The organism is Aeromonas sp. s6 (genome assembly GCF_040907815.1).
GTDB classification, from domain to species: Bacteria; Pseudomonadota; Gammaproteobacteria; order Enterobacterales; family Aeromonadaceae; genus Aeromonas; species Aeromonas caviae.
Genome location: NZ_JBFOCN010000003.1, coordinates 1 through 17741 on the forward strand (window position 1 = coordinate 1; position 17741 = coordinate 17741).

Genomic DNA, 17741 nt, shown 5'->3' on the forward strand with positions numbered 1-17741 from the left:
CGTGCTCTGAGGTGTCCGGAAATGGTGTACACGCAAGCCGGAATCAGCGTTCATTTTAAACCGGAATAGGTGTTCATTTTCGACCGGAATATGCAAGGTAACCGGCTTTGGTGTCAGGCTGACCCTGACCCTGCTCGACAGCCCTCTGGGGATGGGTGCGCCCGACGCATGACAACGTGGCCAAGCACAATCAATAAGGACAAGCGTGAAACAAGCAAGCTATGACTGGGTGCTGTTCGATCTGGACGAAACCCTGCTCGATTTTCCGGTCGCCAGGGCGCTGGAGCGGACCCTGCAGATCTACGGCGTGGCGCCGACTCCCCCCAAGATGGCGGAGTACCATGCCCTCAACCAGCGGCTCTGGCAGCAGTACAACTCAGGGGAGATTGACGCCACCCACCTGCAGCAGACCCGTTTTTCGCTCTTTGCCGAGCAGGTCAACGTGGCGCCCATGGCGATGAACGAGACCTTCCTGCAGCAGATCATCGCCCTGAGCGTGCCGCTGGAGGGGGTGGAGGAGACCCTGCAGGCCCTGAAGAGCAAGGTCAGAATGGGGATCATCACCAACGGCTTCAGCCTGCCCCAGCGCGGGCGCCTCGACAAACTGGGCTGGAACAGCTGGTTTGAGCCTCTCGTTATCTCTGACGAGGTGCAAGTGACCAAGCCGGCGGCGGCCATCTTCCAGCATGCCCTGGCGCAGATGGGTCAGCCGAGCCCGGCGCGGGTGTTGATGGTGGGGGACAATCCCAAGACCGACATCGCCGGTGCCGCCGCCCAGGGGCTTGCCACCTGCTGGTACAACCCGGGACGGGAGACAGGCCCGTGCGAGGCGACCCACGAGATCCACCACTTCGCCCATCTCTGTGCGATCGTGCTGGGAGAGTAGGTCCTCTATGCCCGCAAGGGTGTAAAAAAACAAGGCAGCCCATGGGCTGCCTTGTTTGCATCCGGCGTCTGCTAGCGGCCGAGGCGGGCGAGCAGCCAGGCCTCCAGCAAGGCCACTCCGGGGGCCAGCACGGCTTCGTCGAAGTCGAACTCCGGATGATGGTGGGGGGCCGCGAGGTTGGCTCCCAGGATGAGATAGGCGGCTTCGCCGCCGTGCTGCTGTACCCGCTCGATGAGGAAACCGGCATCCTCGCTGGCCCCGAAGCGGCGGGTGTGGATGGTATCAAGGGAGATCCCCTCTGCGAGAGGCACGATTTCCTCGATGAGGGCTGGGCTGTTCTCGATGCCGATCGCTTCCCCCTGTTTGCGGATGTGGTAGGTCGCGCCCTGCATCAGGGCCGCCCCCTCCACAATCTGCTGCACCTGATTGAACATGTAGTCGTTGAGGGCCGGCGTCGCGCCACGGGTCTCCCCCATCAGGCGGGCATGGCCCGGGATGACGTTGCGTCCACTGCCGCCGTTGAGCTGCCCCACGTTGATGCGGGTCATGCCGTCCCGATGGCGGGGAATGCCGAGCATGGCGGTGGTGGCCATGCAGGCCGCCGCCAGGGCATTGTGGCCCGCGTTGGGCTCGAGCCCCGCATGGGCGGCTTGCCCCATGAACTCCACGTCGAATTTGGTTGAACAGAGAAACTCGGTGGGGTTGACCACCAGCTCACCACTGCTCGCGTGAATGCCGATGTGCAGTGCCAGCAGGGCGTCCACGTCGTCGAGCTGCCCCCCTGCCGCCAGCGCCTTGCCGCCTCGGCAGCCCTCTTCAGCCGGCTGGAAGAAGAGCTTGATGCGGCCAGTGAGGCGATCGGCGAGGGCCGCGATCCGCTCGGCCAGCACCAGCCCGATGGCGGTGTGGCCATCGTGGGCACAGGCGTGCATCCAGCCCGGGTTGGCGGAGTGCCAGCCTCCCTGGCCGGGCAGGTGTGACGCCTCCTGGCTCTCTTCGACCTCCACCGCATCGATATCGAAGCGAAACGCCAGGGTGGGGCCGGGGCGCCCGCTCTCCCAGAGTCCCATCACGCCGGTGAGTGCGTCGATCCGCGTCAGCCACTCCGGATGCGCCCCCTGGTGCAGGGCACGGGCCTTCTGGGCCTCGACGTCTATTTCCCGTCCCATGATGAGGGTGCTGGCGAGCAGTTGATCCCCCAGCATGATGGAGAAACCGAGTTCACTGAGGTGTTGGGCGATGAGGGTGGTGGTGCGAAATTCACACCAGGCGGCTTCGGGGTGACGATGAAGGTCGCGGCGCCAGTGGCGCAAGGCATCCTGAGTCATGGTGGTTCCTGCGTGGCAAATCCAGCGGCCATTGTGACGGGCAGGGGGACAAGAGTAAATCCCGCAGGGGGAGATGCGACAAGGGGAGCCCGGGCTCCCCTTGAAAGATGGCATGGATGTCGACGAGGTCGTTTTGTGTGCGCAGATCGCACTCAATGATGGCTTGGCATCATCCTTTGCCAGAGCGCGTCAAAAACCCATGTTGCAGTCTGTTTTTTGAACCACCCCTCTGGTGCAGAGGTGGCAGAAGGCTGATTGACCGACTTAGAGCTGTGCCAGCGACGGCATGGAGACGGCAACCAGAGTGAAAAACACGGTGAAAACGGCGGTAACTACGAACTCTTTCATGATTTTATCTCCCTTGGTTGGCTCATGATGGAACCAAGATACCACAACAGAACGATAAAACAACGAAAAATGTAATTATGAGGCAAAAATGGTTTGGTGGTGAAATATGGCCGCATTTTCCCAAGTTTAAGGGCGTTTTTTGTCCTGAGAAGGGTTTTATGGTGATGCTAGTGAAAGTGGAGGCATATAAAGTCTTTAAATTCATTGAGTTATGTTGTTCTTGTGACTCTTTTCTTTGTGGTTCCGATTGGGGTCTTTGTGGTGATCTCCATTTTTCGGCATCAAAATGGCCTGCGGGATGTGCCAATTGATGTCGTCATAGGGAAGTTGGTGGCCGATAGCCAGGTTTTGCCATCCCATGTCATGTTTTCTCACGACGCGTGTCCCAATCCCAGTCTGCAAGGCTGTTGCCAGCCAGGGTTATCCGATGAAGGCTCAATTTTCTGCTCATCCCAAACAGGATGGGAGCAAAAAGAGTACGGAAAAACGACAAAACGGCTGTCAAAGGAGCATGGAAGGAAAGGGGGAAGGCGGGAAAATAGGGGTTCGATCTTCATGGGGCCTTGGGTGGCCGGAAGCCCCGTTTTTCGCTGTTTTCTTGGGGGGACGAGCCACTGGGCCCGCGCGCAGGGGAAGCGGGCGATATCGTCGGCCACCCGGGTTGCTATATGGTGCCAGTGTGATGGGATGAAGGACGGGGGAGGCCTGGCGCAGGGCCGTGGCACTGCGGCACCGAGGCCTTTATCCAGACCCGTCGCGAACAAGGTGAGCAAGCAGAAAAGCGGGGGAAAGAAGTAAAGGAGAAGGTCGTGGGGTCAGAGGCTCAGGGCCGCCGGGCAAGGGGTAAGAGATGGCGACAGTGGCCAGTGGATAGTCGGGCCCCCGCAGAGGGAGGAGGGGGTGAGGAGCCCGCATAAAAAAACCCTCCAGAGGAGGGTTTTTTGTCAGACCACAGCCTTTAGAACAGGGTGGTGGAGAGATCGTACAGCTCCTGGTTGAACGGGCGCTTCAGGTTCTCGATGCAGTCGATGATGTCGTGGTGCACCATCTCGTTGCCCTGAATGCCGACGCAGCGGCCACCCTGGCCCGCCAGCAGTTGCTCGACGGCGAAGGCACCCATGCGGCTGGACATGATACGGTCACGGGCAGTGGGAGAACCGCCACGCTGGATGTGACCCAGGATGGTGGCGCGGGTTTCGCGGCCGGTCATGGCCTCGATGTCTTTTGCCAGGGCGTTGACGTCGGTGACGTGCTCGCAGATGGTGATGATGGCGTGCTTCTTGCCCTTGGCTTCCCCTTCCTTGATCTGTTGCAGCAGCTTCTCCTTGTCGAAGGCCACTTCCGGCACTATCACGTACTCGGCACCACCGGCAACAGCAGCAGACATGGCCAGATCGCCGCAGTGGCGGCCCATGATCTCGACCACGGATATGCGGTGGTGGGAGCTGCAGGTGTCGCGCAGGCGGTCAATGGCGTCCACGACCACGTTCAGGGCGGTGTCAAAGCCGATGGTGAAGTCGGTACCGGCGATGTCGTTGTCGATGGTGCCCGGCAGGCCGATGCAGGGGAAGCCCTCTTCGGTCAGCTTCTTGGCACCCATGTAGGAGCCGTCACCGCCGATGACCACCAGGGCGTCGATGCCGTGTTTCTTCAGGTTTTCGACCGCTTCGGCACGGACTTTCGGATCCTTGAAGGCGGGGAAACGGGCGGAGCCGAGGAATGTACCGCCACGGTTCACGACGTCTGAGACGCTGTGACGCTCGAGCTTGACGATACGGTCCTGGTGCAGACCGAGGTAGCCATCATAGATGCCGTAAACTTCCAGGCCATGATGCAGACCGGCGCGCACCACGGCGCGGATGGCTGCGTTCATACCCGGTGCGTCACCACCACTGGTCAAAACACCAATACGTTTGATTTGTTTGGTCATGAGTGCCTCTGGATCTGAGTTGTCGAAAATCAAGATTCTGAATAATACGGCTGGCCGCTTTTACTATATCGGCTTTCCTATGGCGAGAGGGTCCATAGGAAAGCGATATGCAAAGAGGGGCGGGGCCCCTCTTTGCTTGGCGCTTACTTGGCGGCGCCAGCGATGATCTGGGAGAAGTCGTCCACTTTCAGGGACGCGCCACCCACCAGGCCACCGTCGATGTCCGGCTGGCCGAACAGGTCGGCAGCGGTGGCGCCAGTCACGGAGCCGCCGTACAGGATCTGTACCTTGGCAGCCACGGCTGCATCAAAACCGGCCAGGTATTGACGGATGTGAGCATGCACAGATTGTGCGATCTCCGGGGTGGCGGTCTTGCCAGTGCCGATGGCCCATACCGGCTCGTAAGCGATGACGGCGTTCTCGAAGGAGGCGATGCCGCAGCGATCGATCACGGCCTTGAGCTGGGTCTCGACCACCTGGTTGGTGGTACCGGCTTCGAACTGGGCCAGGGTTTCACCGATGCACAGCACGGGGATCAGGCCGCCCTTCTGGATGGCTTCGTACTTGGCAGCCACCACGTCGTCGGTCTCTGCGTGCAGGGTACGACGCTCGCTGTGACCGACCAGGGAGTAGGTGCAGCCGAAGGCTTTGAGCATGGAGGGGGCGTTTTCGCCGGTGAAGGCGCCGGACTCGTGAACGTCGGCGTTCTGGGCACCGTAGGCGATCTTGCTGCCGGCGGTCAGCTGTTCAACCAGACCCAAAAAGATAACCGGCGGGCAGACGGCCACTTGCACGGAAGGATGAGCGGCAGCGGCCGGGGTCAGTCCTTTGATCAGGGCTTCTACAGAAGCCTTGGTGCCGTTCAGTTTCCAGTTACCCATTACCAGGTGCTGTCTCATCTTCTATATCTCCTAGGCATTTGATTGCGCAACATTATATGAATTGAACCGAGCCCAAGATAGCTGACCCGGCGGCAAATGACGTAATTTTTTTTCGCTTTCCTGATCCAAATCAGGAATGCAAGGCGCGATTGCTCACTCGGTGACCTGCCCACGCAAACGGGCCCACCATACCCCAATCCACTCGTGAATGGCAGCCTCGGAATACATCAGATAACGCCCCTTGGGGAGGTAGCTGTAGAGGGGTTGTGGCTCCTGACTCTGCTTGGCGGTGTAATCGGTGGGAGCCGGCACCGCATCGAGTCCCTGACTGCGATAGAGGGCCATGGCCCGGGGCAGGTGGGTGGCCGAACTCACCAGCGCCACCCGCTTGCCGTTGAGGTGGGCGGCGATGCTGACCGCCTCGTCATGGGTGTCTTTGTTGTTTTCAAACAACGTCATGCGCGCACGTGGGATGCCAAGGCTGGCCGCCATGCGGGCGTTGACCTTGGCGTTCGACAGGGGATCCCCGGCCACGGCGCCGGAGAAGACCAGCTCGGCTTCTGGATAGGCCAGAGCCAGGCGAACTCCTTCCAGGGTGCGCGCCAGGGAGATGTTGTTTTGCCAGGCGCGCTCTGGGATGGCCGGATCGCTCACATGACCGTTGCCCAGCACGACGATGGCCTGGATGTCCGGATGCAGGCTCACCTCGAAGGGGGGATAGGTCTGCTCCAGGCTGCGGGCCAGCTCGTAGCTCACCGGCCGCGTCCCCATCAGGGCAATGATCACCAAGGAGAGGGTCGCCAGCAGTCTGCCGCTTTTTTGAAAGCGGGTGAACCAGAGCAGCACGAGCGCCAGCACCAACAAGGAGAGAGAAAAGGGGAGCGGCATCAGCAGATGGCCCAGCCATTTCTTGATGACAAAGAAGTTGAGCTCGAACACGACAGAGACGTCCTTGAGTTTTCAGCAAATTCGGGATGTGACAGAATACCCCTCTTTTTTCCTGTGGCCCAATCCTGTGTGGTTCCTCCTGCGGCCCTCATGGCGGGGCGGTCGAAGATGAGTGTGTCTTGAAGCAAGATCAGAGTTTTGACGGGCGCGCGGACAAGTTCGCTCGCAACATTTACGACTCCACCAAGGGGCGCATTCGCACCACCATTGTCTGGAGTGACATCGAAGCCTGCCTGGCGCGCCTGGGCAACCGGCCGCTGCGCATCCTGGATGCCGGCGGCGGCTTTGGCTACTTCGCCCAGAAATTGGCGGCCATGGGCCATCAGGTGGAGCTGTGCGATTTGTCGGCAGAAATGCTGGATCTGGCCCGGGAGCAGATCGCCCAGAAGGGGTTGGAAGACAGAATTCGTCTCATCCATTGCCCCATTCAGGATCTCAAGCACCAGGTGACCGGCACCTTCGATCTGGTGCTCTGTCATGCGGTACTGGAGTGGCTCGCCGAGCCGCGCCAGACCTTGCTGGGTCTGTTCCCTTTCGTCAAGGCTGGGGGCATACTGTCGCTGCTTTTTTACAATCGTCACGGCCTCCTGTTCCAGAGCCTGGTGGTGGGCAATTTTGACTATGTGCGCCTGGGCCTTCGCAAGAAACGCCAGACAGCCCTGACACCCACCAATCCCCAGTTGCCGGAGCAGGTCTATGACTGGATAGGCCGGGGGGGATTGCGGATCATCGGCAAGACCGGGGTGCGTGTCATCCACGACTACATGCGCCACAAGCAGGATCAGGTCGAGAAGTTCGAGGACCTGCTGGCCATGGAACAGCAATATTGCCGCCAGGAGCCCTTTGTTTCCCTGGGGCGCTACATCCATGTGATGGCCCAGAAACCGGCCGGTTGAGCCCCACCGGCGTGAATACGATGCGGGATCCAGCCGCCGGGGCGCCACCGACCCCGGCCTATATCACCACGGCGGGCGAAGACCTGCCGACTATAACAACGAGATGATAACGTCATGATGAGTACATCCCGTACCCTGCCAGAGACGGTGGGATGGGTCAGACAGGAGGGGTTGGCGCTGAACCTCCCCACCGACAGGCTGGCCTTTCTGATAGCGATCAAGACGCTCTCCGAGGACGAGTCTGATCTCTCGGAGGCCGCGCTGCACGATGCCTTTGGCTATGTCAGCAGTGCCTTCGGCCAGATGGACGAGACCCTCACCGGTCGCGCCAACAACGCCATCAACGATCTCATTCGCCAGCAACTGCTGTCGCGTTTCACCACCGACATGGTGGCGGGGGAGAGCCTCTACCGCCTGTCGCGCCTTGGCATGAGCATCGTCGATTTCTTCATGGATCAGCGCCAGGTGGACTCCATCAAGCTCTCCATCCTGCTCGAGCACCTGGCGGCCGAGCTCGACACCGCCCGCAAGGCGGCGCTCGAGACCAACACCCGGGAGCAGTGGGACGCCGAGGTGCTGCCGCGCCTCTCCTTCTCCCTGGAAGAGACGCTCGGGCGCATCGATCTCACCCAGCGCGCCATGGACGAGCAGCAAAACCAGGTCAAGAGCGAGATAGCGGCCCTGCTGACCCAGAACTGGGTCGATGCCATCCACAGCTGCGAGAAGCTCCTGCACGAGACCGGCCAGACCCTGCGCGAGTTGCAGGACACCCTGGACGCCGCCGGCCACCGCCTGCAGGCGGGGCTGCTCAACATTCAGGAAGCGGCCCAGGGGCGTGAGGATCTGTTCCACGTCGAGGAGCTGACCCACGCCCTGCAGGGGCGTCTGGATGTCATCACCGCCTGGGGCCAGCAGTGCATCGAGCTCTGGTCCCGTTATGACAGGCACGTTCACAAGTTCATCCGCAACGCCATCGACATGGACAAGAACCGCGCCTTCAGCCAGCGGCTGCGGGAATCCATCCGCAACTTCGAGCAGCACAGCTGGTTGTTGCGGGTGGCCGAAGAGCCCCGTTTGCTGGAGCTGCGGGATGAAACCATCGCCATCCACGACGAGGAGGTGACCGGCGAGGTGCCCCTCGAGATGGAGTACGTGGAGATGGTGGACATCAACCAGGAGCTGGCGGAGCGCATCGAGCGCTACCTGGCCCGCTACCCGGAGCAGGGAGATCGGCTGGATCTTGCCGACGTGCTGCGGGAATACCTGCTGGACTACCCGGCCCATGCCCACTTCGACGTGGCGCGCCTCCTGATCGATCAGGCCGTGCGTCTCGGCCATGCCAGCGGTGAGCGCGAGCACCACCGCCAACCCGCATGGAAACCCATCAACCAAGCTGGATCCAAGGTTCAGGCCTATGTCATCGATCAATACTGAATTCCCCTTGCCCCTGCGTCTCGCAGAGGCCATCGCCAACCCCTTGTTTCCGCGCATCGACACCGCCCTGCGCTCCGGTCGCCACATCAGTGCCGACGAATTCGAGCAGCACTCGGCCCTGGTGGAGTACCACCAGGAGCTGGAGATCTTCTACGGCCGCTATCAGGTGGAACTCATCAAGGCGCCGGAAGGCTTCTTCTACCTGCGTCCGCGCCCGAGCGCCGACATCGGAACAACAGTGCTATCCGAGCTCGATATGCTGGTGGGCAAGGTGCTCTGCTACCTGTTCCTGAGCCCGGACAGGCTCGCCTCTGAAGGGGTGTTCGCCATGGGCGAGCTGCAAGAAGAGGTGCTGAGTCTGGCGGACGAGAAGCAACTGCTGCGCATGGTCAACAGCCGCTCCGGCGGCACGGATCTGGACAAGAAGAAGCTCCTCGAGAAGATCCGCACCTCCATGCGTCGCCTCAAGCGCCTCGGGATGATCACCCCCCTTGGCAACAGCGACAAATTCCGGGTCAACGAATCCGTGTTCCGCTTCGCCGCCGATGTGCGCTCCGACGAGGATCCCCGCGCGGTGCAACTGCGGATGATCCAGGAAGGGGAAGCCATCTTCCATGACGACGAGATGCCGAGCAGCGATTCCCTGTTCGAGGATATCGAAGAGGATCTGGACGAAGAGCAGCTGGAGCTGGAGGTGGAAGATGATCTGCAACGTTAATGTGCCGGCACTGATGGTGTCTGCCGGTTTGATGGAGAGTGTGGCGTGAGAGGCAAATTCAAATCCCTGACCATGGTCAACTGGAACGGCTTCTTTGCCCGCACCTTCGATCTCGACCAGCTGGTCACGACCCTGTCCGGCGGTAACGGCGCGGGCAAGTCCACCACCATGGCGGCCTTTATCGCGGCCCTCATTCCCGACCAGTCACTGCTCCATTTCCGTAACACCACGGAGGCGGGCTCCTCCAGCGCGTCCCGCGACAAGGGGCTCTACGGCAAGCTGCAGCGTGGCCACTGCTATTCGCTGCTGGAAGTGATGAACAGCCGCGAGCAGCGGATCTGGGTCGGTGTGCACCTCGAACAGGTGGCCAACCGTGACAACAAGGTCAACATCACTCCGTTCGCCCTGGTGGATGTGCCCGAACACCTGGCGCCCACGGATCTGCTGCTGGAGAAGCTCGACGACGGCAAGGGTCGGGTACGTGCCTTCGCTGATCTGAAGGGGGCGGCAGCGGAGCTCGGCGCCATCAAGGTCGCCAAGTTCAATACGGTGACCGATTATCACAACTTCATGTTCGAGTTCGGCATCACCCCGAAGAAACTGCGGGATCAAAAGGATCGCGGCAAGTTCTATCGCCTGATCGAAGCTTCCCTCTACGGCGGTATCTCGTCTTCCATCAGCCGCTCCTTGCGTGAATACCTGCTGCCGGAGAACTCCGGGGTACGCAAGGCGTTCCAGGACATGGAGGCGGCCATCTACGAGAACCGCCGCACCCTGGAAGCCATCAAGGAGACCCAAGGTCAGCGGGATCTCTTCAAGAACCTGATCACCGAGACCACCCACTATGTGGCCGCGGAGTATGTGCGGGGCGCCGCCGAGAAGAGCCGTCTCTCCGAGCTGGCCCTCAAGGCACGCTCTGAGCTCGCCGGCAAACGCCGTCTGCTGGCCGAGGAGAAGCAGCGCGCCATCTATCTGGCGGACGAGGTGGATCAGCTCACCAACCGCGAGAAGCTCCTGACCGACGAGCTGGAGTCCGCCGCCGAGCACCTGGCCAAGGTGATGGCGGCCGTGGCCCTGCAAAAGAAGATTGCCCTCTATCGCGCCGATCTGGCGGAGCTCAACGACAAGCTCGAGCAGCAGCAGGCGGTGGTGGAAGAGATCCACGGCCAGTTGCTGGAAGTGGAGGAGCGCAAGGAGCTGGCCCAGGCAGAGGTGGACAGCCTCAAGACCCAGCTGGCCGACTACCAGCAGGCGCTCGATATCCAGCAGACCCGCGCCATCCAGTACCGTCAGGCGGTGCAGGCCCTGGAAAACGCCCGCGAGCAGTGCGAACTGCCGGGGCTCGAGCCTGCGCAGGCGAGCGACACCCTGCACCAGTTCCGCGCAGCCGAGCAGAGCCTCACCAGCCGGGTGCTGGGGGCCGAGCAGCAGCTGGCGCTGGCCAAGGCGGCGGTGGCCGAACACGAAGCGGCGCTGACGCTGCTGCTCAGCATCGCACCCGAGACAGTGCGCGAGGCTGCCTGGCCCACCGCGCAGGCGCTGCTCAAGCGCCACATCGAAGACAAGGCCCGCATTGCCCAGGGGCAGGGTCTGCGCGCCGCGCTGGCTCGCCTCGAGAAAGAGAGCGAAAGCCAGAAGACGCTCTTGCGGCTGCGAGACGAGCTGGCCCAGGCGTCTGGTCAGCACATTGCTAGCCAGGACGAGCTGGAGATCTTCCTCGAAGCCCAGCGCACCCGCCAGGAGGAGCTCTCCGAGCAGCAGGCAGAGGCCAATCAGCGCCGCGCCAGCCTCGAGCATCAGGGTACTCAGCTGGGTCGCGATATCGCGGAGCTGACCAAGCTGGCCCCGCGCTGGCTCAAATCCTTTGAAAAACTCGAGCAACTGCGCGAGCAGAGTGGCTTGGCCTTGGCCACCGCCGAAGAACTCTCTTCCGGCATGCAGAGCGTGCTCGACAAGGAGCGGGAGTTCGAGCAGGAGAGCAACCGCATTCAGGGCCAGAAACAGGCGCTGGAGATGCAAATTCGCAACCTGCAGCTGGGTGCCGGCGAGGCGGATCCGCGTCTTGCCCGCATCGCCGAGCAGGTGGGGGGCGTGCTGCTCTCGGACGTCTATGACGACATCTCCATCGATGATGCCCCTTACTACTCCGCGCTCTACGGCCCGGCTCGCAGCGCCCTGGTGGTGCTCGACCTCGAAGGCGCCATCGAGCGGCTGAAAAAGCTGGAAGATTGCCCGGAAGATATCTACCTCATCCAGGGCAACCCCGACTCCTTTGACGAGGATCTGGTGGAAGCTGATGAGCTGGGGGACGCCGTGCTGGTGCGCACCAGCAAACGTCAGGTGCGCTTCTCCCGCTACCCCGAGCTGCCGCTGTTTGGCCGCGCCGCCCGGGAAAAACGGATCGAGCAGCTCGATCTTGAGCGGGAAAACCTCATCGAGGGCTACGCCAAGGCCGCCTTCGAGCAGCAGAAGTACCACCGTCTCTACGGCCACTTCCGCGACTTTATCGGCCAGCATCTGGATATCGCCTTCCGCCCGGACCCCGAAGCCGAGGTGCAGGCCAAGCAGCACGAGCAGCGCAAGCTGCAAGAAACCATCGCCGAGTGCGACAAGCAGCTGAGTGATGCCAAAGCCGCCGCCGCCCAGCTGACCCGCCATATCCAGCTGGTGCAGGGGATGCTGCCCTTTGCCCACCTGTTTGCCGAGGCAGACCTGGCGGCCCGCCTCGAGGCGGCTCACGCCGATGTGGAGGCCCTTAAAACAGCCGAAGCCTTTATCGCCAGGCACGGCAAGGCGCTGGAAAAACTGGAAACCATGGTGCAGGTGCTGCGCCAGGATCCCCAGGATCTGGCGGCCCTGCAGGCGGCCTTTGACGAGGTGAGCGACCTGCTGGCCGAGCAGAAGCGCCGTTGCTACGCCCTCGATCAGCTGGTGGCCCGTTTGCCGCACTTTGCCTATCAGGATGCGCAAGATCTGCTGGGCAAGGCCTCCGAGATGAGCGAGCGACTCAAAGAGAAGCTCAAGGCGGCAGAGCTTGCCGCCCGCACCGCCGGTGAGCAGCACAAGCAGATCACCCAGCGCCACACCGAGGCGCTGCAACTGCGCACGGCGCTCGATTCCAGCGCCTCGGCCAAGGGGCAGACCCTGGCGGAGTTCGAGCAGGAGCTGGCGGCCATGGGGCTGACCCTGTCGGATGACATGGAAGAGAAGGCCCGTGCCCACAAGAAAGAGATTGAAGAGCTGCTTATCCGCACCCGGACCCGCCGCACCAGCGCCGAGGCCCAGTTGCAGGTGTGCAAGCGCGAAATCGAGTCCCTTGGCGGTCGTCTCAAGCTCGAAGGCAAGGATTACTACAGCGCCCGCAAATCCCTGGTGGGTCACAAGGCGAGCTGGTCGCGGGTGGTGCGTCTGGCACGGGAGACCGACGTCGAGAAGCGTCTGAACAAGCGCGAGCTGGCGTACCTCGACAGCGACGAGCTGCGCTCCATGTCGGACAAGGCCCTCGGCGCCCTGCGGGTGGCGGTGGCCCACGACGAGGCCCTGCGCGATGCGCTGCGTCTGTCGGAAGGCAACCGCAGCACCGAGCAGAAGGTCGCCTTCTATGTGCAGGTCTACCGTTACCTGAAAGATCGCATCCGCAACGACATCATCCGCTCGGACGATCCGGTGGAAGCCATCGAGGAGATGGAGATCGAGCTGGCGCGCCTCGCCGACGAGCTCAAGCAGCGGGAAACCCATCTGTCCCTCTCCTCCCACGAGGTGGCGGCCAAGATCACCAACATCATCCGCCGGGAGCAGAACCGCATCCGGGTATTGAACCAGGGCCTGCAGAACATCGCCTTCGGTCTGGTGCGCGGGGTGCGTCTCAACGTCAATATCCGCGAGGCCCACACTCGCCTCCTGACCGCACTCGCCGATCAGAGCGCCATGCACAACGATCTTTTCGCCGACAAGGAGCTCAGCTTCTCCGAGGCCATGGCCAAGCTCTTCCAGCGTCTCAACCCGCAGGTGGAGCAGGGGGAGCGCAACTATCAGGTGATGGGGGACGTGCTGCTCGACTATCGCAACTACCTGGAGCTGGAGATCGAGGTGCAGCGCGGGGCTGACGGCTGGCTGCGGGCCGAGAGCGGCGCCCTCTCCACCGGCGAGGCGATCGGCACCGGTCAGGCCATCCTCTTGATGGTGCTCATCAGCTGGGAGGAGGAGTCCCGCCGTCTGCGCGGCAAGGACATCGCTCCCTGCCGCCTGTTGTTCCTGGACGAAGCGGCACGGCTTGATGGCAAATCCATCGCCACCCTGTTCGAGCTGTGCGAGCGGCAGGACATGCAGCTCCTCATCGCGGCGCCGGAGAACATCAGCCCCGAGAAGGGCACCACCTACAAGCTCATCCGCAAGGTGCAGGGCAAGCACGAGCATGTGCATGTAGTGGGGCTGCGCGGCTTTGGCTTCGCCGACGACAAGCTCATCGCCTGACATCTTCCCCTGACAGGGGCTGACGGAGCGATACGCAAAACGGGAGGCTTGGGCCTCCCGTTTTCCATGGGAAATGTGAGAGAGTAGGCCCCTGTTAACGGAAGCCTGACTGGCGATGCTGGTCGCTCTGTCCCATCGAGGAAGCAACGCATGACGACGCGACAAAAAGGGCTGCTGGCCTCTCTGTGCCTGCTGCTGGCCGCCTGCAGCAGCCACCCTGATGCAGGCAGTGCGGGCAACTGGCGAGGCTATACCCAGACGGGGCTTGCCTCCTATTACGCCGATCGCTACCACAACAAGCGCACCGCCAGCGGGGAGCCTTACCAGCGCCACGCCAACACCGCCGCCCACATGACACTGCCCTTTGGCGCCCTGGTGAGGGTCACCAACCTCGCCAACGACAAGAGCGTGGTGGTGCGGGTCAACGACAGGGGCAATTTCCCCCGCGGGCGCATCATCGATCTCTCCAGGGCGGCGTTCAGCGCCATCGGCAATCCCCGATCCGGGCTTATCAAGGTCAGGATTGAGGTGCTCTAGTCACCGGGTCTGCATGTGCCGGTGCCCCTCCATACCCGGGCCGCTGGAAGAGGGCATTTCCCGGTGATCGCGGGCCATCTTCTTCATTCCATTGGTGAGGTCGCCAACGCGACTTCCCATTTTCCGGTGTGCCATTAAGATAGCCAAACGAAAAACAGGGTGTCTTTGCCATCTGGCGGCAACCGGGCATGGCATGGTGTGTGAGACACCCTTTCAACCCCCTGCCCATGTTTCGCCGCTAAGGCGCAGGCTATAAAGAGAGACGTCATTCACTGGGAGGATCAGAACATGGCTGACAAGCGTGCCATTCAGGCAACGGCCATCCCCGAGCACAAGGCAAAGTCCCTCTATCCGGAGCCCTTTGCCTCCCTGGTCAAGCACCGCACCCGGCGCAGGCTGGGGGATCATTTCGGCCTTGCCAATTTCGGGGTCAACCTGACGACCCTGGCACCGGGGGCCATCTCGGCGCTCAAGCACCATCACGGCCTGCAGGACGAGTTCGTCTATGTGCTCTCGGGCAATCCCACCCTGCGCCACGGGGAGGAGGAGTACCGGATGTCGCCGGGGGAGTGCATCGGCTTCAAGGGGGGCAGCGGCCTGGCCCACCAGTTGCTCAACCACGGTGAGGTGGACGCCGTCTATCTCGAGGTGGGGGACAGGCTGCCAGGGGACACCGTCGACTATCCCGACGACGATCTGGCCCTGGTACAGGGTGCCGATGGCGCCTGGTCAGCCAGACACAAGGATGGCACCCCCTACTAGGGTGCCTCTTCGGGCAATGAGAGAGACCTCCATGGTGTTCAGCCCCTTTTCTGCTGTCAGGGCAGAGGATTTTCTGCCGCTGCTCAACGACGAGACGCTGCGAAAGCACCTGATCCCTCACCCGCTTTTCGATGTGGCCGGGGTGCGCGACTGGATGGCGTACAAGCTGGGAGTCGACGCCCGGCCAGGTTGCCGCGTGCGCGCCATCTTCCTCGACGGCACCCTGGCGGGGTGGTGCGGTATCCAGCCCGATGACGAGGGGGTGGAGCTTGCCATCGTGCTCGCCAAGGCCGGCTGGGGAAGCGGCGTGGCGATTTTCAACGAGATGATGGGGTGGGCGAGGGAGCTTGGCCATCGGACGATACTCTTTCACTTGCTGGATACCCGCCCGCCTTATCTGTCCCTCGCCAGACGGGCCATCTGGGTGAGGAAAACGCGCCTGGGCGAACACCCTTTCACCACCTATTGCCTTGACGTTGAGCGCTGGTCTGCAGGCCCTTAGCCTGGACCAGGGGGCCGCAAGCCGTGCCGCCTCCTGGCGGGTCCCGTTGCCACCCTTTGCGCCATGATCCCTCCCGCTCGTTTGTTCCTCCGTGCACGGCGTGGTTATCCACCCCGTTGAACACAGTGTTCATTCTGCCCCCCTATATGGCCCCCACCGTCCTGCCTACACTGGGCAACGTCTGATGGGGGAGCATCCGGCAGTATAAATCGCTGTCCAGGTTGCACTCTCTGGCGTGTTGACGATGTACAACGGAGAAAACTGGATGAAAAAAGAGACAGACAAACTGGTATCGATCGCAGTGCTCAAGGCCCGTGACGGCATGGGAGAGCGCCTTCGCGATGCCCTGCTTACCTTGATTGACCCCACTCGCCAGGAGCCGGGCAACCTCGATTACGTGCTGTTCGAGTTGAAGGATGAACCCGGCACCTTCTACATGCGGGAAGCCTTCGTGAGTCAGGCCGCCCTGGATGCCCACTGTGAGACCGCGTATTTCCAGGCTTTCGCTCGCCAGGCGGACGAACTGCTGGCCGAACCCCTTCGGCTTGTCTTCATGGAAGAAGTGAGCCCCTGATCCTTGCCGCAGAGCCCGATGGTCCCCTCATCGGGCTTTTTGCCTTCAGCCTCGCTCCCGGCAATCGCATCTACCTGCTCGGCTGTGTGGCCATGGCCCTGAACCCCATCCTGATCAAGCGCTGCTACCGGGGGAGTCCTTCCTCCACCTGACCGGCTGGACCCTCATCTGCGCCACTGTGCTGCTCACCGGCATGCTGACCGGGGAGACAGTACACTGGGAACAGGTAGGCTGGGGGGTAGAAGGTGTGCTGCTGACCATGGTGCTCCTGCCCCTTCATGCTGGCAAACGGGGGGCTGTCTGAGGGGCCGCCTGTGGCCCTGATCAACCAGGGAGTGCGTCATGAGAAGAACCCTGATCCTGGTACGCCATGGCAAGTCGAGCTGGGAAGACGCGTCTTTGTCTGACCGCGCTCGTCCGCTGGCTGCGCGCGGGCTGCGCGATGCGCCCCTGATGGGGGCTCGTCTGGCGCACCTTGGGGTGAAGCCCGATCTCATCCTCTCGAGCCCCGCCTGCCGGGCCCTGACGAACGCCCGGCTGCTTGCCGGGGAGCTGGGTTATTCCCCGGACCGCATCGTCATCGACGAGGGCCTCTACGAGAGCGATGCCGGGACCCTTCTCGGGGTGGTGGGGGAGCTTTCAGATGATCTCGCCTGCGTACTGCTGGTGGGTCATGATCCTGCCTTCACCGACCTGGCTCATGGCTTTTCCTCCGGTATCACTCGCATGCCGACCTGTGCCGTCGCCCGCTTCATCTTCGACGCCCCCTCCTGGTCGGCGCTCCCGTCCTGCTCGCCGGTGGTGGCCGTGCTGGACTTCCCGAAGAAGAGGTAGGGGGGCGTCGGTTGCAGGCATGCAGAAACGACAAGGGGAGCCGCGGCTCCCCTTGTCGTGATGGTGACGGGGTCATTTGGCCGCGATGGACCCCTTGGTGCCCGCATCGTTGTCGACCCAGCCATCTTCTCCCTTGAGGCGGCGATCCCCCTGGATGGTGTAGATGACCATGCCCTCCTTGAACACCAGGGCGCCGTCGGATTTCCTGGTACTGACCTGCTTGTCGTTGACCCACACCTGATCCTTGTCATCGATGCGGATGTTCGCGACCGTGGCGCCCGTCTCGGGGAAGGTGGCGACCCCGTTGCCGGCGTAGGGGCTGGCGCTGGCCGCTGCGGGGGCGGCGCCAAATCCGGCGGCGGCGTTCTCGGCCTTGCTCTTGTTGATGTCACAGCCGCTGAGCTCGCTCACCTGGGTACAGCCTGAGCGCTCCAGCTTCTGCTCATAGCTCATGTTCAATCCGCCGTCGGCGGCCGGGGCGGCGGTGCCAAATCCTGCCTTGGCGTTTTCCGCCTTGCTCTTGTGAATATCGCAGCCCTGGGCTTCGGTCACCTGGGTGCAGCCGGAGCGTTCCAGCTGTTCGGCGTATTTGTGGTTGTTGACATCCTCCCCCACCTTAGCGCTTCGCGTCACAGGAGGGGGATTCCCATTACTGGGTGATAGCTGCTCGCGCAGTACCGGGTTCCTGCT

Annotated in this window: 15 protein-coding genes; 10 read left to right on the forward strand and 5 right to left on the reverse strand. The window is 62.2% G+C overall.

The features are described 5' to 3' along the window. Positions 1-205: 205 nt before the first annotated feature. A complete protein-coding gene (gene yjjG, locus AB5Y50_RS00050; RefSeq protein WP_010674855.1) occupies positions 206-886 on the forward strand; it encodes a pyrimidine 5'-nucleotidase in 681 nt (226 codons plus the stop codon). A 71-nt stretch (positions 887-957) separates the two neighbouring features. On the opposite strand, the gene AB5Y50_RS00055 is transcribed toward yjjG, so the two are convergent. The 4 genes from AB5Y50_RS00055 to elyC all read right to left on the reverse strand — a co-directional run bounded on the left by AB5Y50_RS00055 (position 958) and on the right by elyC (position 6312). After that, positions 958-2214 (reverse strand): amidohydrolase, encoded by a 1257-nt coding sequence (locus tag AB5Y50_RS00055; protein WP_104452963.1) that lies wholly within the window; start codon positions 2212-2214, stop codon positions 958-960. A 1306-nt stretch (positions 2215-3520) separates the two neighbouring features. Beyond that, on the reverse strand, positions 3521-4492 hold the full coding sequence (gene pfkA, locus AB5Y50_RS00060; protein WP_010674852.1) for a 6-phosphofructokinase: 972 nt from the start codon (positions 4490-4492) through the stop codon (positions 3521-3523). A 143-nt stretch (positions 4493-4635) separates the two neighbouring features. Then, positions 4636-5391, reverse strand: a complete 756-nt coding sequence (gene tpiA / locus AB5Y50_RS00065) for a triose-phosphate isomerase (RefSeq protein ID WP_029314576.1) — start codon at positions 5389-5391, stop codon at positions 4636-4638. 135 nt (positions 5392-5526) lie between these two features. After that, positions 5527-6312 carry an envelope biogenesis factor ElyC gene (gene elyC, locus AB5Y50_RS00070; RefSeq protein WP_113978498.1) on the reverse strand — a complete coding sequence of 262 codons (786 nt, stop codon included), beginning with the start codon at positions 6310-6312 and terminating at the stop codon, positions 5527-5529. 128 nt (positions 6313-6440) lie between these two features. Here elyC and cmoM point away from each other — a divergent pair, with 128 nt between their 5' ends. The 9 genes from cmoM to AB5Y50_RS00115 all read left to right on the forward strand — a co-directional run bounded on the left by cmoM (position 6441) and on the right by AB5Y50_RS00115 (position 17051). Next, positions 6441-7217, forward strand: a complete 777-nt coding sequence (gene cmoM / locus AB5Y50_RS00075; protein WP_039040723.1) for a tRNA uridine 5-oxyacetic acid(34) methyltransferase CmoM — start codon at positions 6441-6443, stop codon at positions 7215-7217. 114 nt (positions 7218-7331) lie between these two features. Further along, complete coding sequence (mukF, locus tag AB5Y50_RS00080) at positions 7332-8651, forward strand: chromosome partition protein MukF (protein WP_042863922.1); 1320 nt, start codon at positions 7332-7334, stop codon at positions 8649-8651. Continuing rightward, positions 8632-9369 carry a chromosome partition protein MukE gene (gene mukE / locus AB5Y50_RS00085; protein ID WP_029314572.1) on the forward strand — a complete coding sequence of 246 codons (738 nt, stop codon included), beginning with the start codon at positions 8632-8634 and terminating at the stop codon, positions 9367-9369. The genes mukF and mukE overlap by 20 nt, the downstream gene beginning before the upstream one ends. 45 nt (positions 9370-9414) lie before the next feature. Beyond that, the gene (gene mukB, locus AB5Y50_RS00090; RefSeq protein WP_104452958.1) at positions 9415-13842 is read left to right on the forward strand and encodes a chromosome partition protein MukB; all 4428 of its coding nucleotides are present in this window, start codon (positions 9415-9417) and stop codon (positions 13840-13842) included. 150 nt (positions 13843-13992) lie between these two features. Continuing rightward, positions 13993-14379: a septal ring lytic transglycosylase RlpA family protein gene (locus AB5Y50_RS00095; protein WP_052816256.1), complete on the forward strand. Its 387-nt coding sequence runs from the start codon at positions 13993-13995 to the stop codon at positions 14377-14379. Between the two features lie 288 nt (positions 14380-14667). Next, complete coding sequence (locus tag AB5Y50_RS00100) at positions 14668-15141, forward strand: cupin domain-containing protein (protein ID WP_052816254.1); 474 nt, start codon at positions 14668-14670, stop codon at positions 15139-15141. 16 nt (positions 15142-15157) lie between these two features. Next, on the forward strand, positions 15158-15643 hold the full coding sequence (locus AB5Y50_RS00105) for a GNAT family N-acetyltransferase (protein WP_049636016.1): 486 nt from the start codon (positions 15158-15160) through the stop codon (positions 15641-15643). 265 nt (positions 15644-15908) lie between these two features. Beyond that, entirely contained in the window at positions 15909-16217 is a 309-nt protein-coding gene (locus AB5Y50_RS00110) for a putative quinol monooxygenase (RefSeq protein WP_042879252.1), read from the forward strand. A 342-nt stretch (positions 16218-16559) separates the two neighbouring features. Beyond that, entirely contained in the window at positions 16560-17051 is a 492-nt protein-coding gene (locus AB5Y50_RS00115) for a histidine phosphatase family protein (RefSeq protein WP_113978501.1), read from the forward strand. A gap of 72 nt (positions 17052-17123) precedes the next feature. Here AB5Y50_RS00115 and AB5Y50_RS00120 read toward each other — a convergent pair whose 3' ends face one another. Next, on the reverse strand, positions 17124-17684 hold the full coding sequence (locus AB5Y50_RS00120; protein WP_113978503.1) for a hypothetical protein: 561 nt from the start codon (positions 17682-17684) through the stop codon (positions 17124-17126). Between the last annotated feature and the right edge of the window lie 57 nt (positions 17685-17741).